Source organism: Pseudomonas sp. B10 (assembly GCF_900156235.1).
In the GTDB taxonomy this organism is placed as follows: Bacteria; Pseudomonadota; Gammaproteobacteria; order Pseudomonadales; family Pseudomonadaceae; genus Aquipseudomonas; species Aquipseudomonas siliginis.
The window spans coordinates 72,373-98,530 of record NZ_LT707063.1; the positions used below are offsets into that span (position 1 = coordinate 72,373).

Annotated in this window: 21 protein-coding genes, 2 pseudogenes and 1 riboswitch; of the genes and pseudogenes, 7 read left to right on the top strand and 16 right to left on the bottom strand. The window is 61.2% G+C overall.

Translation table 11 applies throughout. The features are described from left to right. Positions 1-223 precede the first annotated feature (223 nt). Both BXA01_RS27515 and BXA01_RS27520 read left to right on the top strand, forming a co-directional pair. Positions 224-1,108 (top strand): annotated as a pseudogene (locus BXA01_RS27515) (cache domain-containing protein); the annotation flags it as partial. Between the two features lie 306 nt (positions 1,109-1,414). Next, a pseudogene (locus tag BXA01_RS27520) lies at positions 1,415-2,014 on the top strand (methyl-accepting chemotaxis protein); the annotation flags it as partial. Positions 2,015-2,093: 79 nt separating this feature from the next. Here BXA01_RS27520 and BXA01_RS00380 read toward each other — a convergent pair. Beyond that, a complete protein-coding gene (locus BXA01_RS00380; RefSeq protein ID WP_016775037.1) occupies positions 2,094-2,579 on the bottom strand; it encodes a flavin reductase family protein in 486 nt (161 codons plus the stop codon). 323 nt (positions 2,580-2,902) lie between these two features. Between BXA01_RS00380 and BXA01_RS00385 the strand changes: the two genes are divergently transcribed. Both BXA01_RS00385 and BXA01_RS00390 read left to right on the top strand, forming a co-directional pair. Next, on the top strand, positions 2,903-4,309 hold the full coding sequence (locus tag BXA01_RS00385; protein WP_076562452.1) for a purine-cytosine permease family protein: 1,407 nt from the start codon (positions 2,903-2,905) through the stop codon (positions 4,307-4,309). Positions 4,310-4,558: 249 nt separating this feature from the next. After that, positions 4,559-5,659 (top strand): polyamine ABC transporter substrate-binding protein, encoded by a 1,101-nt coding sequence (locus tag BXA01_RS00390; protein ID WP_041480044.1) that lies wholly within the window; start codon positions 4,559-4,561, stop codon positions 5,657-5,659. Between the two features lie 124 nt (positions 5,660-5,783). Here BXA01_RS00390 and BXA01_RS00395 read toward each other — a convergent pair whose 3' ends face one another. After that, complete coding sequence (locus BXA01_RS00395; protein WP_076562454.1) at positions 5,784-6,758, bottom strand: TerC family protein; 975 nt, start codon at positions 6,756-6,758, stop codon at positions 5,784-5,786. 238 nt (positions 6,759-6,996) lie between these two features. Continuing rightward, the gene (locus BXA01_RS00400) at positions 6,997-7,785 is read right to left on the bottom strand and encodes an AraC family transcriptional regulator (protein ID WP_076562456.1); all 789 of its coding nucleotides are present in this window, start codon (positions 7,783-7,785) and stop codon (positions 6,997-6,999) included. 82 nt (positions 7,786-7,867) lie between these two features. Between BXA01_RS00400 and BXA01_RS00405 the strand changes: the two genes are divergently transcribed. Beyond that, positions 7,868-8,866, top strand: coding sequence for a bile acid:sodium symporter family protein (locus BXA01_RS00405; protein WP_041480047.1), 999 nt, complete (start codon positions 7,868-7,870; stop codon positions 8,864-8,866). A 6-nt stretch (positions 8,867-8,872) separates the two neighbouring features. Here BXA01_RS00405 and BXA01_RS00410 read toward each other — a convergent pair whose 3' ends face one another. Then, positions 8,873-9,475 carry a LuxR C-terminal-related transcriptional regulator gene (locus BXA01_RS00410; RefSeq protein ID WP_076562458.1) on the bottom strand — a complete coding sequence of 201 codons (603 nt, stop codon included), beginning with the start codon at positions 9,473-9,475 and terminating at the stop codon, positions 8,873-8,875. 114 nt (positions 9,476-9,589) lie between these two features. Between BXA01_RS00410 and BXA01_RS00415 the strand changes: the two genes are divergently transcribed. Continuing rightward, positions 9,590-11,218: an ATP-binding response regulator gene (locus tag BXA01_RS00415; RefSeq protein WP_076562460.1), complete on the top strand. Its 1,629-nt coding sequence runs from the start codon at positions 9,590-9,592 to the stop codon at positions 11,216-11,218. 50 nt (positions 11,219-11,268) lie between these two features. On the opposite strand, the gene BXA01_RS27190 is transcribed toward BXA01_RS00415, so the two are convergent. From BXA01_RS27190 to BXA01_RS00430, 4 genes are read right to left on the bottom strand one after another with little or no spacing between them, the layout of a single operon-like run. Then, the gene (locus BXA01_RS27190; RefSeq protein ID WP_177345027.1) at positions 11,269-11,994 is read right to left on the bottom strand and encodes a hypothetical protein; all 726 of its coding nucleotides are present in this window, start codon (positions 11,992-11,994) and stop codon (positions 11,269-11,271) included. After that, positions 11,991-12,299 carry a hypothetical protein gene (locus tag BXA01_RS26880; RefSeq protein ID WP_157115937.1) on the bottom strand — a complete coding sequence of 103 codons (309 nt, stop codon included), beginning with the start codon at positions 12,297-12,299 and terminating at the stop codon, positions 11,991-11,993. The genes BXA01_RS27190 and BXA01_RS26880 overlap by 4 nt, the downstream gene beginning before the upstream one ends. Then, positions 12,250-13,422: a cystathionine gamma-synthase gene (locus BXA01_RS00425; RefSeq protein WP_076562462.1), complete on the bottom strand. Its 1,173-nt coding sequence runs from the start codon at positions 13,420-13,422 to the stop codon at positions 12,250-12,252. Before BXA01_RS00425 ends, BXA01_RS26880 begins: the two co-directional genes overlap by 50 nt. Next, positions 13,419-14,795: a pyridoxal-phosphate dependent enzyme gene (locus tag BXA01_RS00430; protein WP_076562464.1), complete on the bottom strand. Its 1,377-nt coding sequence runs from the start codon at positions 14,793-14,795 to the stop codon at positions 13,419-13,421. Before BXA01_RS00430 ends, BXA01_RS00425 begins: the two co-directional genes overlap by 4 nt. Positions 14,796-15,160: 365 nt before the next feature. Between BXA01_RS00430 and metE the strand changes: the two genes are divergently transcribed. Further along, positions 15,161-17,449 carry a 5-methyltetrahydropteroyltriglutamate--homocysteine S-methyltransferase gene (metE, locus tag BXA01_RS00435; RefSeq protein ID WP_076562466.1) on the top strand — a complete coding sequence of 763 codons (2,289 nt, stop codon included), beginning with the start codon at positions 15,161-15,163 and terminating at the stop codon, positions 17,447-17,449. Between the two features lie 211 nt (positions 17,450-17,660). Here the strand turns inward: metE and BXA01_RS00440 are convergent, their stop codons facing one another. The 8 genes from BXA01_RS00440 to phnE form a co-directional block, all read right to left on the bottom strand. Continuing rightward, positions 17,661-18,425, bottom strand: a complete 765-nt coding sequence (locus BXA01_RS00440) for an ABC transporter ATP-binding protein (protein WP_076562468.1) — start codon at positions 18,423-18,425, stop codon at positions 17,661-17,663. After that, complete coding sequence (locus BXA01_RS00445; RefSeq protein ID WP_076562470.1) at positions 18,422-19,438, bottom strand: FecCD family ABC transporter permease; 1,017 nt, start codon at positions 19,436-19,438, stop codon at positions 18,422-18,424. The genes BXA01_RS00440 and BXA01_RS00445 overlap by 4 nt, the downstream gene beginning before the upstream one ends. Then, a complete protein-coding gene (locus tag BXA01_RS00450; protein WP_076562473.1) occupies positions 19,435-20,448 on the bottom strand; it encodes an ABC transporter substrate-binding protein in 1,014 nt (337 codons plus the stop codon). The genes BXA01_RS00445 and BXA01_RS00450 overlap by 4 nt, the downstream gene beginning before the upstream one ends. A 139-nt stretch (positions 20,449-20,587) precedes the next feature. Beyond that, a riboswitch (cobalamin riboswitch) is annotated at positions 20,588-20,781 on the bottom strand. A 148-nt stretch (positions 20,782-20,929) separates the two neighbouring features. Then, positions 20,930-21,757, bottom strand: a complete 828-nt coding sequence (gene phnX / locus BXA01_RS00455; protein ID WP_076562475.1) for a phosphonoacetaldehyde hydrolase — start codon at positions 21,755-21,757, stop codon at positions 20,930-20,932. 74 nt (positions 21,758-21,831) lie between these two features. Beyond that, entirely contained in the window at positions 21,832-22,701 is an 870-nt protein-coding gene (locus BXA01_RS00460; protein WP_076562477.1) for a LysR substrate-binding domain-containing protein, read from the bottom strand. 10 nt (positions 22,702-22,711) lie between these two features. Next, entirely contained in the window at positions 22,712-24,007 is a 1,296-nt protein-coding gene (locus tag BXA01_RS00465) for an MFS transporter (RefSeq protein WP_076562479.1), read from the bottom strand. Positions 24,008-24,137: 130 nt separating this feature from the next. Continuing rightward, positions 24,138-25,229, bottom strand: coding sequence for an iron-containing alcohol dehydrogenase PsrA (psrA, locus tag BXA01_RS00470; protein ID WP_076562481.1), 1,092 nt, complete (start codon positions 25,227-25,229; stop codon positions 24,138-24,140). 110 nt (positions 25,230-25,339) lie between these two features. Further along, on the bottom strand, positions 25,340-26,158 hold the full coding sequence (phnE, locus tag BXA01_RS00475) for a phosphonate ABC transporter, permease protein PhnE (protein ID WP_076562482.1): 819 nt from the start codon (positions 26,156-26,158) through the stop codon (positions 25,340-25,342).

Consider the following 26,158-nt stretch of genomic DNA (forward strand, 5'->3'; position numbering starts at 1 on the left):
TATACCATAATACGGAATATCCGCAAAATATTTCTGACCGACACTTCGAACAAGGAAGGCGCAAGCAATGAACATAAAACAAAAACTGACTCTGGCGTTTGCGGTAATCGCCAGCCTGCCGGTGTTACTGGTGGCAGCGCTGATCATCCTCAATGTCCGCGAGGGCGCGCGCGACACCTTTACCGATAGCACCGGGCGCGAGGTGCGTCAGGTGGAAAACGCGATGCAGCTGTTCTTCGAGGGCATCAGCCAGAACGTTGCTTACCTGGCCGAGCATCCACAACTGCAGAGCATCGACACCAGCCTCAAACGCTACCTGAGCAGCGACGCCGCGCAAGTGCCGATGGGGCCGCAGGATCAACAGCTGTTCAAGCTGTTCGACGGCCTGGCCAAGGCCCACCCGGCTTACACCTATCTGTCCGTCGGCACCGAGCAGGGCGGTTACCTGTTCTGGCCGGGCGATGCGCAACTGGCCAACTACGATCCGCGTACCCGGCCCTGGTACAAAACCGCGATAGCCAATCCCGGTAAAACCCTGCGCACCGAGGCCTATTACTGGGCGGCGGATGACGTGGTGCTGGTGAGCACTGTGCGCAGCTTCAACAACCAGTTGGGCAGCAATGCCGGCGTGGTCAACATCGATGTGTCGCTCAAGCAGTTGACCGACCTGGTCAAGCAGATTCGCCTCGGCGAGAGCGGTTATCTGATGCTGATGGAAGCCAACAACACCGTGCTGGTCGACCCGAGCGATCCGGCGCACAACTTCAAGAAACTCAGCGATCTCGGCGACGGTTATCAGCAACTGGCCGAGGCGGGCAAAGGCCTGGTCGAGGTGCAACTGGCCGGCGAGGATTACATGGCGCTGGTCTGGCCGTCGCAGGCGTTGGGCTGGCGGTTTGTCGGCTTGGTCAAGGCGAGCGAAGTGATGGCGGGGGCGACGCGTTTGACCTGGCTGATCGGCGCTATCGCTGTGGTTTGCGCACTGTTGTTTGCAATGGCCGGCGCGTGGTTTGCCGGACTGATGGTCAAGCCGATTCGTGGTGTCGCCAGTGGTCTCGAAGGCATCGCGCAAGGCGAGGGCGATCTGACTGCGCGACTGGAAGTCCGTGGGCAGGATGAAACCGCGCAACTGGCCGGCTGGTTCAACCAGTTTCTTGAAGCTATTCGCACATTGATTCAGCGTATCGGCCAAGCGGCAGGGCAGATTCACAGCAGCTCCGGCAGCGCCACCGAGGTCTCGGCGGAAATGGCCGACGTGGCTTCGCGTCAGCGTGAGGCGGTGGACATGGTGTCTACGGCGTTTCACGAAATGGTCGCCACGTCCAACGAGGTCGCGCGTTCGTGCAGTCAAGCGGCCGATTCGGCAGACAACGGTCAGCGTCAGGCACACACCGGGCAGCAGCAGATCGATGCGGCGGTGAGCAACGTCGGGCGCTTGAGCCAAGAGATCGGCCACAGTGCCGAGTCGATGCAGCAACTGGAGCAGGACAGCAACGACATCCAGTCGATCCTCGGCACCATCCGCTCGATTGCCGAGCAGACTAATCTGCTCGCGCTCAACGCCGCCATCGAAGCCGCGCGCGCCGGTGAACAGGGCAGGGGCTTTGCCGTGGTCGCCGATGAAGTTCGGGCGCTGGCCAAACGCACCTCGGATTCCACCGGTGAGATTGACGCACTGCTGGGCAATCTGGCGCGGCGCACCCATCAGATGGGCAAGCAGATGCACGCCAGCCTCGAGGTATCGCAGGAAACCGTGGTGTCGATCAACGAGGCGCGGGCGAGTTTTGAATTGATTCGTGAATCGGTGGACGTGATCCGCGACATGAACACGCAGATCGCCACAGCGGCGGAGGAACAGCATCAAGTGGCGGAAGACATCAATCGGCACATCAGCCAGATTCATGGCGATGCGCAGTTGGTGGCGAGCCTGGCGGATTCGACTCGCCAGGATGCGCAGAACCTGACGGCGTTGTCGCAGACGTTGAATCAGTTGGTGAGCCGGTTTAGGACCTGACACGGTCGCCCAGGCAACACCAAAACCGGTGGGAGCGAGCCTGCTCGCTCCCACATGGGATATCCGAGATCTGGTGAAGTCACGCCACAACCGGCAACGCACCCATCTTGCCATGGCAATACACCAGCGGTCCGGCGACCTGCTCGGGGACGATCAGGTTCTTCACCGCGCCGACCATGATCGCGTGGTCGCCACCTTCGTATTCACGCCACAACTCGCACTCGATCACCGCCGTGGCATTGGCGAGGATCGGGTTGCCCAGTTCGCTCAACGTCCACTCGATGCCCTGCGCCTTGTCCTTGCCTTTGCGCGCGAAGGCATAGGCCTCGCTTTGCTGCACGCTGGACAACAGGTGAATCGCAAAGCGTTTGTTCTTGATCAGCACGGGATAGGAGTCGGAGCTGTAGTTGGGGCAGAACAGCACCAGTGCCGGGTCCATCGACAGCGAGCTGAACGCGCTGGCGGTCAGGCCGACGATCTGACCGTCGTCGTCCAGCGTGGTGATAACGGTGACGCCGGACGGGAACGAGCCCATGACTTGTTTGTAAATGGCAGCATCGATCATTGGGTGGTCCTCGGATGGTGTGACGCGGTTTTTATGGCTTGTAGGTCTGATGGTATACCGTAATACATATCTTGCAAGAGCTTTTCTGGTGAACCGATAAACGTGCCACTTTCGTCGGAAACTCAGTGTTTACGGGGCTTTCAGCTAGCCGGTCAGGGGTGGGATCAGCGAGGATAGCGGATCAGACAGCGACAGAATCAGCGGATCAGGCTTGTGCAAAGTTTGGAATACCATAATATGGTCTGCATCTGAGGGGCGACCCAAGAGTCCTCCCGGTTTGGCTTCATACAAAGATAAAAACAGACAAACTCGAGTTCATGCATATGTCCCAGATGTCCCGGCAAGATCCGTTGATCGAGAATCATACGGTCGATTACGTCCCACTCGCGGAACGCCACGGGAAGGCCCGCGATCTGTTCACTCTTTGGTTCAGCACCAACATCGCGCCACTGCCCATCGTCACCGGCGCCATGGTGGTTCAGGTGTTCCATCTGAATCTGTTCTGGGGGCTGCTGGCGATTGCGCTGGGGCATATGATCGGCGGCGTGGTGATTGCGCTGGCCTCGGCCCAGGGCCCGCGCATGGGCATTCCGCAAATGGTCCAGAGTCGCGGTCAGTTCGGCCGCTATGGCGCGCTGCTGATCGTGTTCTTTGCGGCGCTCATCTACATCGGTTTCTTCATTTCCAACATCGTGCTTGCCGGCAAATCCATCGTCGGCATTGCCCCGTCAGTGCCGGCACCGCTTAGCATTCTGATCGGCGCGCTGGCCGCTACCGCGATCGGTGTGATCGGCTACAACTTCATCCACACCCTCAACCGCATCGGCACCTGGGTGATGGGCGGCGCGTTGCTCGCCGGGTTCATCTACATCTTCGCCCATGACTTGCCGGCAGACTTCCTGACGCGCGGCAGTTTCAACCTCTCCGGCTGGCTGGCGACGGTGTCGCTGGGGATCATCTGGCAGATCAGCTTCTCGCCATACGTCTCCGACTATTCGCGATATCTGCCAGCAGACATCGGTATCGCCAAACCGTTTTGGGCGACTTACTTGGGCGCGACGCTGGGTACGATTCTGTCGTTCAGCTTTGGCGCGGTGGCGGTGCTGGCGACGCCGGAAGGCACTGAAGCGATGGCGGCGGTCAAGCAGTCTACCGGCTGGCTGGGGCCGATTCTGATGGTGCTGTTTCTGCTCAACATCATCAGCCACAACGCGCTGAATCTGTACGGCGCGGTGTTGTCGATCATCACCTCGATCCAGACTTTCGCCAGCCAGTGGACGCCGAGCATCAAGGTGCGCGTGGTGCTGGCGAGCGTGATTCTGGCCGGATGCTGCGTGGTCGCCCTCGGTGCTTCGGCGGATTTCATTTCCGAGTTCATCGGGTTGATTCTGGCGCTGCTGCTGGTGCTGGTGCCGTGGGCGTCGATCAACCTGATCGACTTCTACCTGATCAAGCGCGGCAACTACGACATTGCCTCGATCTTCCGCGCTGACGGCGGGATCTACGGGCGCTTCAACCTGCACGCGATCATTGCCTACTTCATCGGCATCATCGTGCAGTTGCCGTTTGCCAATACCTCGCTGTACGTCGGGCCATACGCCAATCTGGTGGAAGGTGCTGACCTGTCGTGGCTGGTTGGCCTGGTGGTCACCGTGCCGTTGTATTACTGCCTGGCAACTCGCGGTCAGGCGCAGCAGAGCAGGGCGGCCAGACTCGGCTATACCGACTGATCCCAACGGCAACACAGCAATGCCCGGCCCAGTGCCGGGCATTTTTGTTTGCGCATTTCAGCGGTCAAGCAAATTGGCCATATCGATCCCCTTTTGGCCTGCCGTCTACTGTCATCGCGCTACGCTGTCAGCAAGAATCGAAACCATAACAACAGGCTCGACCTTTTTTGCCCTTGGCTATCGTTACAGCCACTGCCGTGTACAGAACATAAAAACCATCGATCTCACGTCGCATTCGGGGAAACAACCATGGTCACGATCAAACGCATTCTGGGCGCCACCGTGTGTGGCCTGACGCTGCTGGCCAGCGCCGTCCAGGCCGAGCAGCGCGAACTGCGGGTGTACAACTGGGCGGATTACATTCTGCCGTCAGTGCCCAAGGACTTCGCCGAGCAAAGCAAGATCAAAGTGACCTGGGATACCTTCGACACCAACGAATCCCTGGAAGCCAAACTGCTCACCGGCAACTCCGGTTACGACCTGGTAGTGCCGTCCAATCAGTTCATCGAAACCCAGATCAAGGCCGGCGTGTTCCAGAAACTCGACAAGTCGAAATTGCCGAACTGGCAGCACCAGGATCCGGCCCTGCTCAAATTGCTCGACGCCAACGACCCCGGCAACCAGTACGGCGTGCCTTACATGTATGGCACCGTGCTGATCGGCTTCAACCCGGCCAAGGTCAAGGCCGCCCTGGGCGAAAATGCGCCGGTGGACAGTTGGGATCTGGTGTTCAAGCCCGAGAACATGGAAAAGCTCAAGGCCTGCGGCGTGGCGATGCTCGATTCGCCGTCGGAGATCCTGCCGTTGGCCCTGCATTACCTCGGCCTCGACCCGAACAGCCAGAACCCGGCGGACTATGAAAAGGCCAAGGCCTTGATGATGAAGATTCGCCCGTACGTGACCTACTTCAACTCGGCCAAGTACATGACCGACATCGCCAACGGCGACATCTGCGTGGCGATCGGTTATTCCGGCAGCTTCTACCAATTCGGCAATCGCGCCAAAGAAGCGGGCAACGGTGTGGTGGTCGACTGGCGTTTGCCGAAGGAGGGCGCGCCGATCTGGTTCGACACCTTCGCCATTCCGAAGAGCGCTAAGAACGTCGCCGAGGCCCACGAATTCCTCAACCACTTGCTCGACCCGAAAGTGATCGCACCGATCAGTGATTTCCTCGGTTACCCAAATGCCAACAAGGACTCGATGCCGCTGGTCAACAAGGACATCACCGACAACCCCAACCTGACCCCGACCAGCGAAGCGCTGAAAACCCTGTATGTGGTGCAGCCGTTGCCGCAGAAAATGGAGCGGGTGCGCACGCGGGTGTGGACCAGTATCAAGTCCGATAAATAAGAGCACCGCACTTCAAATGTGGGAGCGAGCCTGCTCGCGAAAGCGGTGTGTCATTCAACTCCTATGTTGAATGATCCGGCGTATTCGCGAGCAGGCTCGCTCCCACAGGTGGGGGTGGGTTGTGTCATTCGGTGCGGCGTTCTGCCTCGCGGCTGGTCACCAGGCTCAACAGCACCGACCCCAGAATCACCGAGCCGACGATTGCCAGCGACCATTCCACCGGCATGTGGAACCACGGCATCAGCACCATCTTGCCGCCAATGAACACCAGCACGATCGCCAGCCCATATTTGAGCAGATGAAAACGGTCAGCCATGTCCGCCAGCAGGAAGTACAGCGCGCGCAGGCCCATGATCGCGAAAATGTTCGAGGTGAAAACAATGAACGGGTCGGTGGTGACGGCGAAGATCGCCGGAATGCTGTCGACGGCGAACATCAAGTCGCTGGCCTCGATCAGCACCAGCACCAGGAACATCGGTGTTGCCCAGCGCACGCCGTTCTGCAGGATGAAAAACTTCTCGCCGTGAAAGCCACTGGTGATGCGCATATGCCCGCGAACCCAGCGCAGTATCGGATTCTTTTCCAGATCCGGTTGATGATCAGCGAACACCAGCATCTTGATCCCGGTGATGATCAGGAATACACCGAAGGCATACAGCAGCCATTCGAACTGCGACACCAGCCACACACCGGCGAAAATCATTATCGCGCGCATGACAATCGCACCGAGCACGCCGTACAGCAGCACTCGTCGTTGCAATTCCGGTGGCACGGCGAAGTAGCTGAAGATCATGACGAAGATGAACATGTTGTCGATCGACAGCGACTGCTCGATCAGATAGCCGGTGAGAAATTCCAGGGTTTTCTGTCGGGCGATTTCACCGCCGAATTCGCCATGCAGATACCACCAGAGCAATCCGGCGAAGCTCAGCGCCAACAGGCACCAGGCAACCACCCAGGCCGACGCTTCCCGCACCGACACCCGGTGCGCCTTGCGCCCGCCGAAGACAAACAAGTCGAGGGCCAGCATGGCCAGAACGAAGATGATGAAGGCACCCCACATCCAGGGTTCGCCGATATTGATGTTCGTGGCAGGCATGGCACGCTCCCCGTCTTTTTATTTGCAGCAAGCACATCTCCTGTGGGAGCGAGCCTGCTCGCGAATGCGATGGAACAGCGAAGTTGAGGTTGCTGACCCACCGCGTTCGCGAGCAGGCTCGCTCCCACAGGGATCATCTTCTCTTCTCGATCAAAGTCAGACGGGGCCATGCTAGCGACGGATCTGGAGCAAAGAAAAATCGTTTATTTCTGACTGACAGTTCGGCAAAAACGAAGTGTCAGCGGAAAAACTCCCCCGGTGTCTCGCCAAACTGCTGACGAAACGCGGCGATAAACGCCGAGGTCGAGTCGTATCCACAAGCCAGCGCAACATCGGTCACACGCTCGCCTTTTTCCAGCGGGGTCAGGGCGCCAAGCAAGCGCAGACGCTGGCGCCAGGCGCGGAAGGTCAGGCCGGTGTCGCGCAAAAACAGGCGCGTCAGAGTCTTTTCGGTGACACCGAATTTTTCGCTCCAGTGGCTCAGCGTGGTCTGCTGCTCCGGGTGTTGCTCCAGGCTCTGATAGATCTGCTTCAGGCGCGGGTCTTGCGGGAGCGGCAGCATCAAGTCGATGGTCGGCGCGTCGGCCAATTGATCAAGGATCACCTGGGCCAAGCGTCCGTCAGGGCCGCTTTCGTCGTATTCCACTGGCACCTGACTGAAGGCGCGAATCAACTCCCTGAGCAAATCGCTGACGCCGAGCACATGGCAATGTTCAGCCGCCCAACCAGTGACGCTGCTATCGATATACAGGCTGCGCATTTCCGTATGCGGTGCGCTGAACACCCGGTGCGGCACGCCGGCCGGAATCCACACCGCGCGTTCCGGCGGCGCAACGAAACGGCCAGCGCTGGTCTGCACTTCGAGCACGCCCTGAATCGCATAGGACAACTGCACCCATGGATGACTGTGGCGGCGGGTGAGGGCGCGATTGGGCAGCGATTCGGTACGTCCATACACGGGGCGCGGCAGGCTGGGCAGCCCGGGAACACTGCGGCGAACGCTGTTGGCATGTCCTTTAGGCGGCATCTTGCGGCTCTTCGGCGTTAGTCGGTAATTGCCAGTCACGTTAGAGTCGTCGGCACGCACTGGCAACCCCCGGATGAATCTCATGACGCGCCCACGTTTTCTGCCCGATAACTTCACGCTGACCTTGATCGGCGTTGTGCTGCTGGCGAGCTTCCTGCCCGCCAGCGGCCAGGTCGCGGTCGGCTTCGGCTGGCTGACCAACATCGCCATCGCCCTGCTGTTTTTCCTGCACGGCGCCAAGCTGTCGCGCGAATCGATCATCGCCGGCGCTGGCCACTGGCGTCTGCATCTGCTGGTGTTCGGCCTGACCTTCGTGCTCTTCCCGATTCTCGGTCTGGCGCTCAAACCGCTGTTGTCACCGCTGATCGGTGATCAGCTGTACATGGGCATGCTCTACCTCTGCGCATTACCGGCCACCGTGCAGTCGGCGATCGCGTTCACTTCGCTGGCGCGAGGCAATATTCCGGCGGCGATCTGCAGTGCGGCGGCGTCCAGTCTGTTCGGGATTTTTCTGACGCCGCTGCTGGTGACGTTGCTGCTCAACGTTCACGGTGACGGCGGTTCGACCCTCGATGCCATCGTCAAGATCAGTGTGCAATTGCTCCTGCCATTCATTGCCGGGCAGATCGCCCGCCGCTGGATCGGCGCGTGGGTCGGGCGCAACAAGAACTGGCTGAAATTCGTTGATCAGGGCTCGATTCTGCTGGTGGTGTACGGCGCATTCAGCGAAGCGGTCAACGAAGGCATCTGGCAACAGATTCCGTTGTTCGAGTTGCTCGGCCTGGTGGTGGTCTGCTGCATCCTGCTGACGCTGGTTCTGGTGGCATCAATTCTGTTGAGCAAAGCGTTCGGCTTCAATCAGGAAGACCGCATCACCATCCTCTTCTGCGGTTCGAAAAAGAGCTTGGCGACCGGCGTGCCGATGGCGCAGGTACTCTTTGCCGGCAGCACCATCGGCGTGCTGATTCTGCCGCTGATGTTGTTCCATCAGATCCAACTGATGGTCTGCGCGGTATTGGCTCAGCGGTACGCGAAACGGCCGGAGTCGGTGCCGGATCTGATGGCGCAGGTTGATCCGTAAAAGGGTTCACAGCCCCGAATACTTGACCGCCGCTGCCGCCCGCGTCGGCACATCCAGCGTGCGCAGCAACGAAGACACATGGATGCGTACCGTGAACGAGGAGATATCCAGTTCACGGGCGATTTCCTTGTTGGTCTTGCCTTGCGCGATCAAACGCAGCACGTCCTGCTGACGCGGCGTCAGCGTCGTCGCAGTTTCCAGCGGCAACAGGCCGGACGGCGCCGACTTCACCAGCACCTCGCCTTCACGGATCGCCAGAATCGCCTGGCCGATTTCATCCGGCGCAATGTTCTTGCCGATAAAACCGTCAATGCCCGCCGCCATGACTTCACTGATCAGCGTCTGATCGTCAACCATCGACACCACGATCAGCGTGGTGCGCGGCAATCGTTGGCGCAAGTCGGCGAGCTGGGTGATGCAGGTCAGCCCGGGAAAACGCAGATCGAGCATCAGCGTGTCCGGCTCGTCGCCCTGTGGGAGCAGCTTGAGCACCGCGTCGAAGTCGCCGGCCTCGCAGATATTCGCTCCGGGCAGGACGCGCTGTACGGTGCGCAGCATCGCCTCGCGAAACAGTGGGTGATCGTCGGCTATGATGATCCGGCATGTCATGGCGTGACCCTCCCTGGGTCAGGCGTGATTCAAGGCCTGCACCTTAGCATCGGACGCGAAGGTTGCCTGTAGGCTGCTTCCGAAACTGACGATTGCTGCACAAGGACGTTTACCATGAAGTTCGAGAAGAACACTGAACTCGACCAGGCCAACCTGCGCATCATCATCGCTGCCATTGCGGTGGTTTACATGGTCGTGCTGGGTTTTCTGCCGGGCCATCGCTTCGATACCTACCTGCCGGTCATCACTTACATTGTCTTGTTTCTGCTGGCTTCGATCGCGTTCCGCCAAGCCATTGCGCGTTGGCCCGGGTATTATCCGGCGCGGCGGATTTTTGCCATGGTCCACGATTACACCGGCACCTGTTTTGGACTGGTGATCGGCGGCGAAGCGGCGCTGCCGTTGTATGCGGTGATGGTCTGGGTCAATCTCGGCAACGGCATGCGCTACGGCTCGCGCTATCTGGCGATTGCCACCGGCCTTGCATTGGGGGCGCTGCTGGTGGTGTATCGCCTGACGCCGTATTGGCAGGGGCAGCCGTTCATGGTGCTGATGCTGCTGATCACCAGCACGGTGATTCCGTTTTATGCGCACTTGCTGCTTGAGCGCACGCGCAAGGCGTCGGAAGAAGCGCTGGCGGCTAACCTGGAAAAGTCGCGGTTTCTGGCGCAGGCCAGTCATGACTTGCGTCAGCCGATTCATTCCATCGGTCTGTTTACCGCGTGTCTGCGAGAGTCGCGCCTGGGCGATGACGAGCGGCGGCTGGTCGACAACATCGACCGCTCGCTGCTTAACGTTTCGCAATTGTTCCGCTCGATTCTCGACCTCTACACCCTCGATAACGGTCGGATCGAAGCGAAAATGCAAACGCTGAATCTCGGTGAATGGCTTGCGGATCTGATACGCCAACACCAGGAAGCGGCCCGTTGGGCAGGCGTCGAACTGCGGCTGCGACCGTGCAACCACTGGGTCAGAACCGACCCGGCGCTGCTCGCGACCATGTTGCAGAACGTGCTCTCCAACTGCTTCAAATACGGCGCGCAACGTCCCGTGCTGATCGGCGTGCGTAAACGTGGGGCAGGGCTGGCCATCGTCATCCATGACCGTGGCAACGGCATTGCCGAAGAGCATCTGCACAAGGTCTTCGAGGAGTTTTATCGGGTACGGCAAGTGCGCGACAAAGATGTCGAGGGCGTCGGGCTGGGCCTGTCGATCATCAAGCGTCTTGGTGAACTGATCGATGTGCACGTTGCTCTGCGTTCACAGTTGGGGCGCGGCACAGCTGTGACGCTTGCGGGGTTGCCGATCGTGGCGGCGCCGCAGTCACCGGTGGTTCGCAGTGAAGCGCGGCAGGTGGGTTTGTTGACGGGGCTGAAGGTGTGTCTGGTCGAGGATGACCGCAACGTGTTGCTCGCGACTTCGGCGTTGCTCGAACGCTGGGGCTGTGTGGTGCAGGCCGAGTGGTCGGCTGAAGGCCTGGTCACCGACTGCGACATCATCGTCGCCGACTATGACCTCGGCACCCACGCCACTGGCATCGAATGCATTGACGAAGTGCGCAGGCGGCGCGGTTGGGCGGTGCCGGCAATGATCATCACCGGGCATGACGTCGAGAAAATTCAGGCTGCCTTGCATGACCGGCAGATTGCGATTCTGTCGAAACCTGTGCGCCCGGCCGAGTTACGCGCGACGTTGCGCGCCCTGCGTGATCGACAAGGCGCAGCGGTTGAACAGATGCTGTAAAGGCCGATGTAAACGGGCGGCTCAGGAGCTCGCCCGTTATTTCGCGGCGATTATTGTGGGCTGTTGAACTGGTCGGAATAGCTGCCGGTCATCAGCGCCGATGCCACGCGATCAGAACCGACTCCGACCCGGGAGTAGGCCACTCGGTTGACGCCGGTGCGGTCGGCCCCATCCGCTGCCAATGCTCCGGCACCGACACGATCAGCTCCATCGGCAGCCACAGCGCCTGCGCCGAGGCGATCAGCGCCATCGGCAGCCACCGCACCGGCACCGACACGATCAGCGCCATCGGCAGCCACCGCGCCGGCACCGACACGATCGGCGCCATCGGCGGCCACCGCGCCTGCGCCGACACGATCAGCGCCATCGGCAGCCACCGCGCCGGCACCGACGCGATCAGCGCCATCGGCGGCCACCGCGCCTGCGCCGACACGATCAGCGCCATCGGCAGCCACCGCGCCGGCACCGACACGATCAGAACCATCGGCAGCCACCGCGCCCGTGCCGACGCGATCAGCGCCATCGGCAGCCACAGCGCCGGCACCGACGCGATCAGCGCCATCGGCAGCCACCGCGCCGGCACCGACACGATCAGCGCCATCGGCAGCCACTGCGCCGGCACCGACACGATCAGCGCCATCGGCGGCCACCGCGCCGGCGCCAACATGATCAGCCCCATCCGAAGCCAACGCCTGCGGTTGCGCCGCCAAGACATTCGGCACCACAACGCTGGCCGCTACCGCAAGAAGCACGCCTGACAACAACTTGTATTTCATGGTTTTCTCCACGACCCAGCAGCCAGAATGCGATGAGATGTCGTCCGTTGCGTATGCCCGGCGCAGTGACTCATTGGCTTGGGTTTTACCTGGTTGGCGAAAGGCACGGGCACACCGAGCGGCGTGCGGGTGTCGAGATAATCCTGATCGAGCCGATTGAGTATAGGATCGGCCTCGGGAACTGCCACGGCAGAAAGATCGACGGACAAAAAAAGACGAAGCCCGCATTGCGCGGGCTTCTTGGTGTGGAGCTGTTTACATTCTTGCCAGTGCCTGAGCCAGATCGGCACGCAGGTCTTCAACATCTTCGACCCCCACCGACAACCGTACCAAGCCATCGCCAATACCAAGCTTGGCGCGGGTTTCCGGCGGAATCGTCGCGTGGGTCATGATCGCCGGATGTTCGATCAGGCTTTCCACACCGCCCAGACTTTCCGCCAACGCAAAGATCTTCACATTCTCCAAAAACCGCCGTGCGCCGGCCAGATCGCTGTTCAGATCAACAGAAATCATCCCGCCAAAACCACGCATCTGCCGCTTGGCCAGTTCATGCTGCGGGTGCGACTCAAGGCCGGGATAGTAGACGCGCTTGACCTGCGGCTGCTGTTCCAGCCACTGCGCCAGGTCCAGGGCGTTGCTGCAATGGCGCTCCATGCGCAGCGCCAGGGTCTTCACCCCGCGCAAGGTCAGGAATGCATCGAACGGCCCGGAAATCGCGCCAACGGCGTTCTGCAGAAAACCGAGTTTTTCCGCCAGCTCGGCGTTCTGCCCGACCACGGCAATGCCGCCGATCACGTCGGAGTGGCCGTTGAGGTATTTGGTGGTCGAGTGCAGGACGATGTCGAAACCCAGCTCCAGTGGGCGCTGGATGTACGGGCTGGCGAAGGTGTTGTCGGCCACGCAGATGATCCCGCGCGCGCGGCAGATGCGCGCGATCGCGGCCAGATCCGACAGGCTCAGCAGCGGGTTGGTCGGGGTTTCGACCATGACCATGCGCGTGTCGTCCTGCAGCGAGGCTTCGAACGCCGACAGATCGGTCAGGTCGACGAAGCTGAAACGGTGCCCGGCACTGCGCTGACGAACCTTGTCGAACAGGCGGAACGTGCCGCCGTACAAGTCATTGCCGGAAACGATGTGCGAGCCGGCGTCGAGCAGTTCCAACACCGTGGAAATCGCCGCCAGCCCCGAGGCGAAGGCGAACGCGCGGGTGCCGCCTTCGAGGTCGGCGACGCAGCGCTCCAGGGCGAAACGCGTCGGGTTGTGCGAGCGGCCGTAGTCGAAACCCTTGTGTACGCCGGGGCTGTCTTGCAGGTACGTGGAGTTGGCATAGATCGGCGGCATCAGCGCGCCGGTGGTCGGGTCGGGCTCTTGTCCGGCGTGGATCACCCGGGTGGCGAAGCCTTGGGATTTATCGTCGTGCTGACTCATGCAAGGGATCTCCGTAATTGGTTGAGCATGTCGGTGCGGGTAATCAGGCCATGGAAGCCGGAGGCGTCGGCGACTATCGCGACCAGGCCTCGGCTGAGCACCGCTTCCAGCTCGGCCAGGCTCGCAGCCGGGGCGAGGGTTTGCAGTTTGTCGGTCATCACGCTGGACACCGACTGGCTGAAGCGCGCGGCATCTTCGTGGACGCCGAGGAGGATGTCGGACTCGTCGATCACGCCCACCAGTTGCTTGCCTTCGACCAGCACCGGCAGTTGCGAAACATCCGCCAGACGCATGCGCTGGAAGGCCGTGAGCAGGGTGTCGTCCGGGCCGACGCTGATCACCCGGCCGTCCTCGAAACGCCGTGCGATCAAGTCGCGCAAGTCGCCGTAGCCTTTGCGTTGCAACAGGCCCTGATCGGTCATCCACTGGTCGTTGTAGACCTTCGACAGGTAGCGCGTGCCGGTGTCGCAGACAAAGCTGACCACGCGTTTCGGCTCGGTCTGTTCGCGGCAATAACGCAGCGCGGCAGCGAACAAGGTGCCGGTCGATGAACCGCCGAGAATGCCCTCGGCCTTGAGCAACTGGCGGGCGTGATCGAAGCTTTCCGCGTCGCTGATCGAGTAGGCGTGACGCACGCTGGACAGGTCAGTGATCGACGGAATGAAGTCTTCGCCGATACCCTCGACCGCCCACGAACCGGGCGTCGGCAAGGTGCCGTCGCGGCTGTATTGCGCCATCACCGAGCCGACCGGATCGGCGAGAACCATTTCCAGATTCGGCTGCACGCGCTTGAAGAAGCGACTCAACCCGGTCAACGTGCCGGCCGATCCGACGCCGACGACAATGGCGTCCAGATCATGTTCGGTCTGCGCCCAGATTTCCGGCGCGGTGCTGCATTCATGGGCCAGCGGGTTGGCGGGATTGTTGAATTGGTCGGCGAAAAACGCGCCGGGAATGTCCTTGGCCAAACGCGCGGCGACGTCCTGATAATACTCGGGATGGCCCTTGCCGACATCGGAGCGGGTGATGTGCACTTCGGCGCCCATGGCCTTCAAGTGCAGGACCTTCTCGGTGGACATCTTGTCCGGGACCACAAGCACCACACGATAGCCTTTGGCCCGGCCGACCAGCGCCAGACCGAGGCCGGTGTTGCCGGCAGTGGCCTCGACAATCGTCCCGCCCGGTTGCAGGCGGCCGTCACGTTCGGCAGCGTCGATCATCGCCAGACCGATACGGTCCTTGATCGAGCCGCCGGGGTTCTGCGATTCAAGTTTGAGAAACAGCGTGCACGGTCCGGTATCGAAGCGGGTGACCTGCACCAGCGGAGTATTGCCTATCAGCCCAAGCACGGCAGGGCGTGATTCCTTCGACATTTCTTCACCTCTGTATGGTGTTGATCGCGTTCCAATCGCGGGGAAAAGACTCGCGTGCAACTTAGGCGCAGACATCCTCTCTCGCAACCTCTAATCCTTGGAAAATCCAGCCATTTGGATCTAACGATAGAACGAAAACTTGCATGTTGCCCTGAGGTGTTCTGATCGTTCCCACGCTCCGCGTGGGAATGCAGCCTTGGACGCTCTGCGTCCCTACGGTCTTGAGATCGCAGCCTTCGGCAGCTCCTAAAGGGGCGTCTGTGCATGAGTAGAACTTGTGATGATCTAGAATTTATTGAGTTTGTTTCATCAAGTCCGGTTCCCGACAATACCCGCCATCGAATAAGCATCTGGAGTTGTTTGTCATGGCACTGGCCCATTCCCTTGGATTTCCGCGCATCGGTCGCGACCGCGAGCTGAAGAAAGCGCAAGAGGCGTTCTGGAAAGGAGAACTGAACGAGGCGGGCCTGCGTGACGTCGGGCGTGAGCTGCGCAAGGTCCATTGGGACTTGCAGAAAAACGCTGGCATCGACTTGCTGCCGGTCGGCGATTTCGCCTGGTACGACCAGGTGCTGAGCCACTCGCTGATGTTCGGCGTGATCCCCGAGCGTTTCCGTCCGCACGACGGCAAAGCCACGCTGCAGACCCTGTTCAGCATGGCCCGAGGCGTCAGCAATACTTGCTGCAGCGAAGGCCACGCTCAGGAAATGACCAAGTGGTTCGACACCAACTATCACTACCTCGTACCGGAATTCAGCGTCGATCAACAATTTCAGCTGGGTTGGGAGCAGTTGTTTGAGGAAACCGAAGAGGCCCGCGCGCTGGGGCACAACGTCAAACCGGTGATCATCGGCCCGCTGACCTATCTGTGGCTCGGAAAAACCAAAGGCGCCGATTTCGACAAGCTCGATTTGCTTGATCGCCTGCTGCCGCTGTACGGCCAGATCTTCGCGCGGCTGGCGGCATTGGGCGTGGAGTGGGTGCAGATTGATGAGCCGATTCTGGTGCTCGATTTGCCGCAGGACTGGAAGAATGCCTTCGAGCGCGCCTACAACCAGATCCAGCGCGATCCGCTGAAAAAACTGCTCGCCACGTACTTCGGTGGTCTGGAAGAAAACCTCGGTCTGGCGGCGAACCTGCCGGTCGATGGCCTGCACATCGATCTGGTGCGCGCGCCGGATCAATACCCGACCATTCTGGATCGTCTGCCGGCCTATAAAGTGCTGTCGCTGGGTGTGGTCAACGGTCGTAACGTCTGGCGCTGCGATCTGCAAAACGCGCTGGCGACGCTGCGCCATGCTCATGAGCGTCTGGGTGATCGTTTGTGGGTAGCACCGTCCTGTTCATTGCTGCACAGCCCGGTTGATCTGGGCCGCGAAGACCAGCTCGATGCCGAACTGAAAAGCTGGCTGGCGTTCGCCGTGCAGAAGTGCGAAGAGGTCGCCGTGCTCGCGCAAGCGGTCAGCGAGCCGGAAGCGCCGAAGGTACTGCGTGCCCTCGCGCAAAGCCGTTCGGTGCAGACCAGCCGCGCTGCCTCGCCGCGTATTCACAAACCGGCGGTGCAAGCGCGGGTCGCGGCGATCACTGCCAAGGATGCGCAACGCCAATCGCCGTTTGCCCAGCGTATTGCCAAACAGCGCGGCAAGCTCGACCTGCCGTTATTCCCGACCACCACCATTGGTTCGTTTCCGCAAACGGCGGCGATCCGTCTGGCGCGTCAGGCTTACAAGCAAGGCAAGCTCAGCGCGGCCGATTACACCGATGCGATGCACACGGAGATTCGCCACGCGGTGGAAATTCAAGAACGCCTCGGCCTGGATGTGCTGGTGCACGGTGAGGCAGAGCGCAACGACATGGTCGAATACTTCGCCGAACAGCTCGACGGCTATGCCTTCACCCGCTTTGGCTGGGTGCAGAGCTACGGTTCGCGCTGCGTCAAACCGGCGGTGATTTTCGGCGACCTCAGCCGCCCGCAGGCGATGACGGTCGAGTGGATCCGCTACGCCCAGGGCCTCACCGACAAGGTCATGAAAGGCATGCTGACCGGCCCGGTGACCATGCTGATGTGGTCGTTCGCCCGCGAAGACGTCAGCCGCGAAGTGCAGGCTCGACAACTGGCGCTGGCCATCCGTGACGAAGTGAATGATCTGGAAGCGGCAGGAATCAAAATCGTCCAGATCGACGAAGCGGCGTTCCGTGAAGGCTTGCCGTTGCGCCGGGCGCAGTGGCCGGCGTATCTGCACTGGGCGAGCGAAGCGTTCCGCCTGTGCGCCTCCGGCGTGCGCGACGAAACCCAGATCCACACGCACATGTGCTACAGCGAGTTCAACGATGTGATCGAGTCGATCGCGGCGATGGACGCCGATGTCATCACCATCGAAACCTCGCGTTCGGACATGGAACTGCTCGAAGCGTTTGAAGCGTTCGCCTACCCGAACGACATCGGCCCCGGCGTGTACGACATTCACTCGCCACGGATTCCGGATGTGTCGGAAATGGTTGGCTTGCTGCGCAAGGCGGCGCAGCGTATTCCGGTCGAGCGGCTGTGGGTCAATCCGGATTGCGGGTTGAAGACCCGAGGCTGGCCAGAGACCGAAGCGGCGCTGGTGCACATGGTCAGCGCCGCGCGGCAGCTGCGCAAAGAGTGGGCCTGACCCTTTACCGCCCTGGAATACATAACCCTGTGGGAGCGAGCCTGCTCGCGAAAGCGGTGTGTCAGTCGACCTCTATGTTGGATGACCTGACGCCTTCGCGAGCAGGCTCGCTCCCACAGAATTCGCGTTCTCCCCGTCATTCACGGCAACACACTAACCCCTTTGTGGGAGCGAGCCTGCTCGCGAAAGCGGTGTGTCAGCCACCCATGCATCAGGCAAGGAAGCGCAATATCGGCGCACCATCGAACGGGTCTGTCAGATAGTGCGCCCTGACCCCGAAAGTCGTCTGTAACCGCTCCGGCGTCAGCACGTGCAGCGGCTCGCCCAGTGCCACCAGACGCCCGCGCTCCAGCACCGCCAGGCGATCGCACTTGAGCGCCTGATTGAGATCGTGCAGGGCGATCAGCGTAGTCACCGGCAGTGCGCGCACCACGTGCAGAATGCTCAACTGATGCTGGATGTCGAGGTGGTTGGCCGGCTCGTCGAGCAGCAGGATCTGCGGGCGCTGCGCCAGTGCGCGGGCGATGTGCACGCGTTGGCGCTCGCCGCCGGAGAGGCTGCGCCAGAGGCGGTTGCGCAGGTGCACGGCGTCGACGTCGACCAGCGCTTGCTCGACGATGGCGTCATCGGCCGGCGACCACGGTTGCAGCGCCGACAACCACGGCGTGCGCCCCAGCGCCACCGCGTCGAACACGCGAATGCCATCGTCGGTATCGGCCTGTTGCTCAACCACCGCCAGCGTCTGCGCGATAGTGCGCCGCGACATCTTGCCCAGCGTCCGACCGTCGAGCTGCACATGGCCCACGCTCGGTTCACGCAGCCCGGCCAGCAATTTGAGCAACGTGGATTTCCCCGACCCGTTCGGCCCGACAATGCCCAGGGTCTCGCCGCGCTCAACGTCGAGGCTGACACCGTTGAGCAACTCGGCACCGCGCACTTTGAAGCCCACACCCGCACAACTCAGAACCGTGTTCATCGCGCCGATCTCCGGCCCACCAGAATCAGCGCGAACACCGGTGCGCCGACCAGCGCAGTGATCACGCCGACAGGGATCACCTGACCCTTGATCAGGGTGCGCGACAGCACATCGGCGGCGATCAGAAACACCGCGCCGCCCAGCGCACTGGCGGGCAACAGACGCGCATGGCCGGTGCCGAGCAACAACCGCGCGGCATGGGGAATCACCAGACCGACAAAGCCGATCGAGCCGACAATCGACACCATCACCGCCGTCACCAGCGCGGCGCAGCCAATCAAAAGAATCTGCACACGTCGCACTGGAATGCCGAGAGACGCCGCCGAGTCCGCACCAAAGGTGAATGCATCCAGCGCCCGGCGATGCCACAGACAAACAACCAACCCCAACACCGCCACCGGCACCGCCAGCCACACCGACGGCCAGCGCACGCCGCCGAGATTGCCCAACAGCCAGAACATGATCCCGCGCGCTTGTTCGGAGCTGGCCGAGCGGGTGATCAGAAATGCGGTGAGGGCATTGAACAACTGCGAGCCGGCGATCCCGGCGAGAATGATCTGCCCGGTGCCGCTGGACGAGCCGCTGACCCGTGCCAACAGGATCACCAGTACGAAAGCGGTCACCGCGCCGGCAAAAGCACCCACCGACAATGAAATCGCCCCGGCGCCGACGCCAAGCAGGGCGACCATCACCGCGCCAGTCGAGGCACCCGCGGAAATCCCCAGCAGATACGGATCGGCCAGCGGATTGCGCAGCAGCGATTGCAGGATCACCCCGCACGTCGCCAGGCCGGCGCCGCAGGCCGCCGCGACCAGCGCGCGGGTCAGGCGATAGTTCCAGACGATACCTTCGTCGATCGGGTCGAGCAGATAACCGGCGCCCCACAGCTTGTTGGCCAGCACCTGCAACACTACGCTCGGCTCGATCGAAGTCTCACCAATGGCCACGCCGCCAATCAGCGTGACCGACAGCGTCAACAGCACCAGCAGCAAACGGATCAGGCGTCTGCTCATGGCGACAGGTCGTAGCCGTTGATGGCGCTGGCCAATTGTGCGAGGCCGTCGAAGGTGCGCAGGCTGGCCTGCATGGCCATGGCGTCAAGGATGATGATGCGGTTGTGTTTGACCGCGTCCATGTTGCGCGTCACCGGATCACTGCGCAGGAAGGCGAGTTTCTTCTGATAGTCGTCCGCCGGGAAACGTCGACGATCCATGCGCGCGATCACCAGAAATGTCGGGTTGGCCTTGGCGATGGTTTCCCAGCCGACGGTTGGCCATTCTTCATCCGACTCGACCACGTTGCGCACGCCGAGGGTGCTGAGCATGAAATCGGGAACGCCTTTGTGCCCGGCCACGAACGGCTCGATGTCCATCTCGGCGCTGGAGAACCACACCAGGGCGCTGACGTCTTTGCGCTGCTGCTTTTTCGCGGTGGCGATCGACTGCGCGAGGCTGGCTTTGAGCTGCTCATTGAGCTGCTCGCCACGCGCCTGCACATCGAAAATCGCTGCGAGCTGGCTCACGGCTTTGTAGATGCTGTCGATGCGAAACGGCGCCAGCCGCGTGCCGTCCGAACCGACGAGGTTGTCCTTGGCTTCGCAATCGGAGGGCAGCAGATAGGTCGGAATCTTCAGTTCATGAAACTGCTCGCGAGTGCCGACCGCGCCTTGCGGGCCGACCATCCACTCCAGCTCGACGGCAACCAGCTCCGGGCGTTTAGCGATCACTGCTTCGAAACTCGGCTCGTTGTCGGCAAGGCGCTCGATCGTGTCGTTCTGCGCTTTGTATGTGCCCAGCACGTCGTTGAACCACAACGAGGTGCCGACGACTTTGTCGCCCAGGCCCAAGGCGTAGAGCACTTCCGTACCGGCCTGGCCGATGGTCACCGTGCGCGCAGGCGCGTGTTGAAAGGTCAGGCTGCTGCCACAGTTTTCGACGGTCAGTGGATACGCAGTCGGCGCCGCTTGCGCCAGGGGGCAAAGGCTCAGAGCGGTGAGCAGGGTGGCAACACGGGGCAGCAGCATGGGGCAGTCTCCAGGGGAACCGTACGGGAGCGGGCGAGTACGGTTGGAAACACACCTCGGGCGCGGTCGTGGAAACTGCGCAAGGCCGGCATGGTGAAAATGCGCACGGCACGATGTCCTTCCCGGACACCCCGCCGGTTAGTCAGTCGCTGTGCCGGCAGGTCTCCTGACTGATGCGTCATCGCCACGCTCCGGCCTTCCCGGGATTCACCCAGTGGCAGTCAAGGAGCTGGCTCGGCACCTACAGTTGCGGGGGCAGTTCCGATTGATGCTGTGCAAGCATTTCGGATTCCCTATTAATTCCGTGTGGAAACCGGCGGCGGCATGGTAGTCGATCGAGCCGCTGAAGGGGAGACCAATCTATCGCGACGAGCATCAGCAGCAGGCGTCTGCTGTCACGCCAACCTTGTTTCCGGCAGTTCAAGGGAGTGATGGGATCGTTCCCACGCTGGGCACGGGAACGATCACGGGCAGGGCGGACTCAGCTGGCTTGCGGAGTTTCACCCCGGGCCAGACGCGCATTGATGTCGTCGATCACCTGAGGCAGTTCAGCGATGGTATCGATCAGGTAATGCGGGCGCGAAGGGGCGAACATCTTGCCGATCCGCGCGCGTTCTTCCGCCAGTCGATCCGACGCCAACGCCTTGTATTGCTCATAGGTCAGGCCCAGTGCGTTGCCGGAACATGTCAACGCCACCGTCCACATTCCGGCGGCGCGCCCTTCGAGAATTCCCGGCCAGGTGTCGTCGACCTTGACGCAGGCGGCCACGTCATCGATGCCCAAGGCAATCACGTTGGCCAACGCCTGCGCCGGATACGGCCGGCCATTTGGCACTTCATCAGTGGCGACGACATAGTCGGCGACGTAGCCATTTTTCCTTGCCAGTTCAACGACCCTGGCCATCACCACCGCCGGATAGCCCGAGCACGAACCGATTTTCAGACCCTTGTCGCGCAACGCCGCAATCGCCTCGAGTGCGCCCGGAATCAACGCCGAATGCAGTGCGATTTTTTCGATCTGCAACGGCATGAAGCGTTCGTAGATCGCCGTCACATCGTCGTCACTCGGCAAGCGGTCAAACGCCGCGCGGTAACGTTCGGCAATCTGCGGCAGGTTGCACAGGGTGCGGATGTGATCCCACTTGCCCATGCCCATTGGCCCGCGCGCTTCCTCCAGCGACACGGCGACGCCGAACTCGGCAAAGGCTTCGACGAAAATCTGCGTCGGCGCAAATGAGCCGAAATCGACAACGGTGCCGGCCCAGTCGAGGATCGCGGCTTGCAGATGAGTCGGTTGTTGGTACTGCATGGTCAATCTCCGTTTTCAGGTAAGCGTGGGCCGTCCCTCGGCAATGAGGTAGGCGGTTCAAGGGGCAGGGCTGATCAGGTCAGCGGTGGATTCGCATCAAACAGTTCGGCAATCACTGGCCGGTTCCTGCGGATGCCGAGGCAGCACAGGTGGTATTCGATGAAGAACGGGTGATCGACAAAGGTGATCGGCGTGGTGCCCGGGGTCTCGGCGTATTCCACGGCCGAGACAAAACCGATTCCGATGCCTTTGACGATCGCGTGGACGATGGCTTCGCGGCTGTTGAGTTGCATGACGCAATTGAGCTCGATATCGAGCCGTTTGCAGCTTTCTTCCACCAGTTGCCGGGTACGCGCACTGGATTCGCGCATCACCCATTTTTCGCCGCTGATTTCACTGACGTGAACCTGCGCCTGACCGGCCCACGGATGGTCATCGCGGACCACGGCGATGATCGGATAACGGTGATACAGCCGCGTGTGGAAGCGCTCATCGAATTCCGACAAGGCCAGAATCGCCACGTCGATATCGAAGTTGAACAACCGCGCCAGGGTGTCCTTTTCCGAGGAAAACGAGGTTTCCAGTTCGATATCCGGGTGGCGCTGCATCAGCTCATAGGTCAGATTCATGGCAATAGGCGGTGACACCGCGCCGAGGCGCAGCATGCCGGTCTTGCGCTGCTTGAAGCTCTGCAACAGTTGCACGGCTTCATCCTCCTGACCGAACAGGCCCTGAGTGATTGCATAGAGCTTGTGCCCGGCGGCGCTCATTTCGATGTAGCGGCCACGGCGATGAAACAGTTCGACCGAGAAGGTGTTCTCCAGTGCGTTGACCTGTTCGCTGACGGTCGGCTGACCGACGCAGAGGTACTCGGCAGCAAGGGTGAAGCTGCCGGTCTTGGCTACCGCATGAAACGAACGCAACCACTTGTGATACTGGTACATGCAAGCCCCGTCAGCGTCGAATGAACAATGCCACTGCCGCGCTGCACAGACAGGCGCTGGTGACCACTATGAAGATGAGAGACGTGTTTGCTGTGGTGTCAAGCAAACGACCGATCAATGGTTCGGCCAATCCGGCGAACAGATAGGAGGAAAAGTTCATGATTCCGGTCGCCGTACCGGCGCGTTTGGCACCGACCAGATCCGGGCACAGCGCCCAGAAACTCGAGGCCGGGCCGTATACGAAAAAGCCGCAAAGGAACAGGGCGATCAGGCCGATGACGCTGTGTGGGGGCAGGCTCCACATCCACAGGCTGGTCGCGGCGCCGAGGAACATATAAAGCATGATCGCCAGATACCGCTTGGAGCCGAACAACTTGTCCGACACCCAGCCGTTGCTCAACGCGCCAACCGCCATACCGACGGGGAGGGCGACGGTGATCCATTTCGGATCGATCATGCCGTCACCACTTTTCCAGTCAGCGCCGAGAAAGTGCACCGGCACCCAGACGATCAAGCCGTAGCGCGCCGCGTTCTGAAAGCCCAGTGACAGCGCGGCGATGAGCAGGCGAGGGTTCTTCAGTACGGCTTTGTAGCGTTGTGCCGAGGATTCGACTTCGCCCTGTGCCGCTTCCTGATGTTTGTCGTGAGCGTTGGCGACACCGGTATCACCCACCGGTTCGAAGCCCAGATCCTGCGGGCGTTCGCGGGCAACCAGATAGAAAATGATCCCGCCGGCGAGCATCAGCAGCACCGGCAAACGGAAGATCCAGCGCCATTCCAGTTGCAGTACTTCGAGCACGACGATAGAGGTGACGTACGACAGAACCGACGCGCAGCCGGCGGCGAAAGTGTAGAAGCCATATACCTTGCCGCGCTCGCCCGCCGCCCACCAATTGGCAATCAGCCGACCGCCCGGCGCCCAGCCCAAGGCCTGAAAGTAGCCGTTGACGCCCCACGGCAGAATGAGGCTGGTGAAACCACTGGCGAAACTGGTCACCCAGTTTGCCGCGCAGGACAGCACAGCCCCCAGAGTCATGATGCGCCGGCCACCGAATTTGTCGGCGAGGTTGCCGTTGATCGCCTGACCAATCGCGTAGGCCCAGAGCATCACCGCGGAGGCCCAGCCGAGGGTTTCCTTGCTCAGGCCGAACTCGGCCTGAATCCCCGGAATGGCAAAACCGAAGGTCTGCCGACCGGTGTAAAAAAACAGGTAACAGAACATCGCCGCCAGCAGCATGCGCCACTGGGCGACCCGGAACGAGGCAGAACGTTCGGCGAGACCAGGCATTGTTTCGGCACGATTCATGATCTTTTCCTTATTGTTGTCGGTTCCCGTCGGGTGTCGTCGGCGGGGTGCACTCTTTTTTGGTGCGACAGGAAATCACCGCGGCTGCATGCCGCTGGCGGTGCTTGGGTGACTCGGGCGTTATCAGGCGTCAGGCGGCTTGCGAACCGATGAAGTTCTTGCCGCGCGCGCCCTGCATCGCGAGCTGGATGATGGCTTCGGCGTCCTTGGCCGAAACGCCGTAATCGGCAAACTCGGTCTTCACCCCGAGGCTGTGCAAGAACTCGCGCAACTGCTGCTGGGCTTTGCCCAGGTCCGCGCCGAATAGGCGTTGCAATGTACGGTCGCGAGTGGCGTCGTGGCCCCAGGCCAATCCCAAAACCATTGGTAGAGTGAAGGAGCAGGCGATGCCGTGGGGTAAGCCGTGGCGCAAGGTCATCTCATAGGAAATCGAATGCGCCAGCGCGGTTTTGGTGTTGGAAAACGCCAGTCCGGCTTTGAGCGCAGCGAGCGCCATGCGGCTGCGCAACTCGTGACTGGAGAGATCTTTGTGCAGGCGCGGCAGGCATTCCAGAATGTCCTCGATCGCGGAAATCGCGAAGGTGTCCGAGACCGGGTTGGCGTTGACGTTCCAGATCGCCTCCAACGCATGAGACAACGCATCAAGCCCGGTAGAGACGGTGACGCTGGCCGGCACAGTGAGCATCAGTTGCGGATCGATGATCGCTACCCGTGGCCAGGTGCAGTCCAGGTGCAGCGAGTATTTCTTCTGGCTGGCGCTGTCCCAGATCGTCGCCCACGGCGTGACTTCGCTGCCGGTGCCGGCAGTAGTCGGTGCGGCAATCAGTTGTTTGCAACGGGCCGGGGTGAACGGTTTGCCCGTCGCCAGCAGGCTCAACAGTTCATCGAAACGGCCGGATTCGGTGCCGACGATCAACGCCTTGGCAGTATCGATGGCGCTGCCGCCTCCGACCGCGAGCACCACGTCGCAAGCCCCTGCATGCTGCCAGAAATGCTCGTAAGTGTTGCGCAGATGGGCGACGTCCGGGTTGGGCTGAACGTCTTCGAACACATAGACCAGACGCTCGCCGAGCAAGGCTTGCAGGCGATCGACCAGCCCCAGCCCCCGCGCTTCGGGAAAGGTCACGAGGGCCACGGTCTGCTGTTCGGTGAGGGCGGCGAGGTCTTGCAGGCTGCCCCAGCCGAAACGGGTATCGACGGGGTTCTGGAAGCGGGCAGTCATGGTGAATCCTTCTTGTTGTTGTCGTGTGGCGCCATACTCAGCGCGCGTCGACAACGGCTCAAATCGATAATTCGCAGGTTTGAATCGGCTCAGCCGATAGCAGCTGTATGCTAGTGCGCCGAACCGCTCTGGATCGCCGCGCGCAGGCGGCTGGAGATGGCGTCGGCGACGATCACCATGAAGGTAATGACGATGATGCAGGTCGCGGTTTCCTGATATTTGAACAGCTTGAGACTGCTCACCAGCTCGAACCCCAGGCCGCCGGCGCCGACCATGCCCAGCACCGTGGCCGAGCGCAGGTTGACTTCGAAGCGGTACAGAATCACTGCAATCCACGCGGTGATGACTTGCGGCAAAACGCCAAACACGATCACCTGCAATGGCCGCGCACCGGTCGCTTGCAGCGCTTCAATGGGACCTTGGTCGATTTCTTCAATGCTTTCGGCGAAAAACTTGCCGAGCATGCCCAGACCATGCAGCGCCAGCGCCAATACGCCGGGAAACGGGCCGAGCCCGACTGCCGAGACGAAGATCAGCGCGAGAATCAGTTCGTTGATGCTGCGGGTGAAATTCAGTGCCTGACGCGTGGCGTGAAACAGCCAGCGGTTGCGGCTCAGATTACGTGCGGCGAGAAACGACAGCGGAACTGCCAGTAACACGCCAAGCAAGGTGCCCCAGATGGCGATCTGCAGGGTTTCCACCGCTGGCGCGACCAGACGCGCAAGAATGCTCAGATCCGGTGGGAAGGTGCGCGAAAGGAAATCACCGATCTGCGGCAACCCCGCCGCCAGTTCACCGAGGCTGAGCTGGGCGCCCTGTGCGCTCCAGTTCAGCGTCCACAGCACGATCAGGACGACGGCGCCGGTGGTCAGCCAACTGCGCGGGCCACGCGGACGATCGCCGACCCACTGATAGTTTTGCGATTGCAT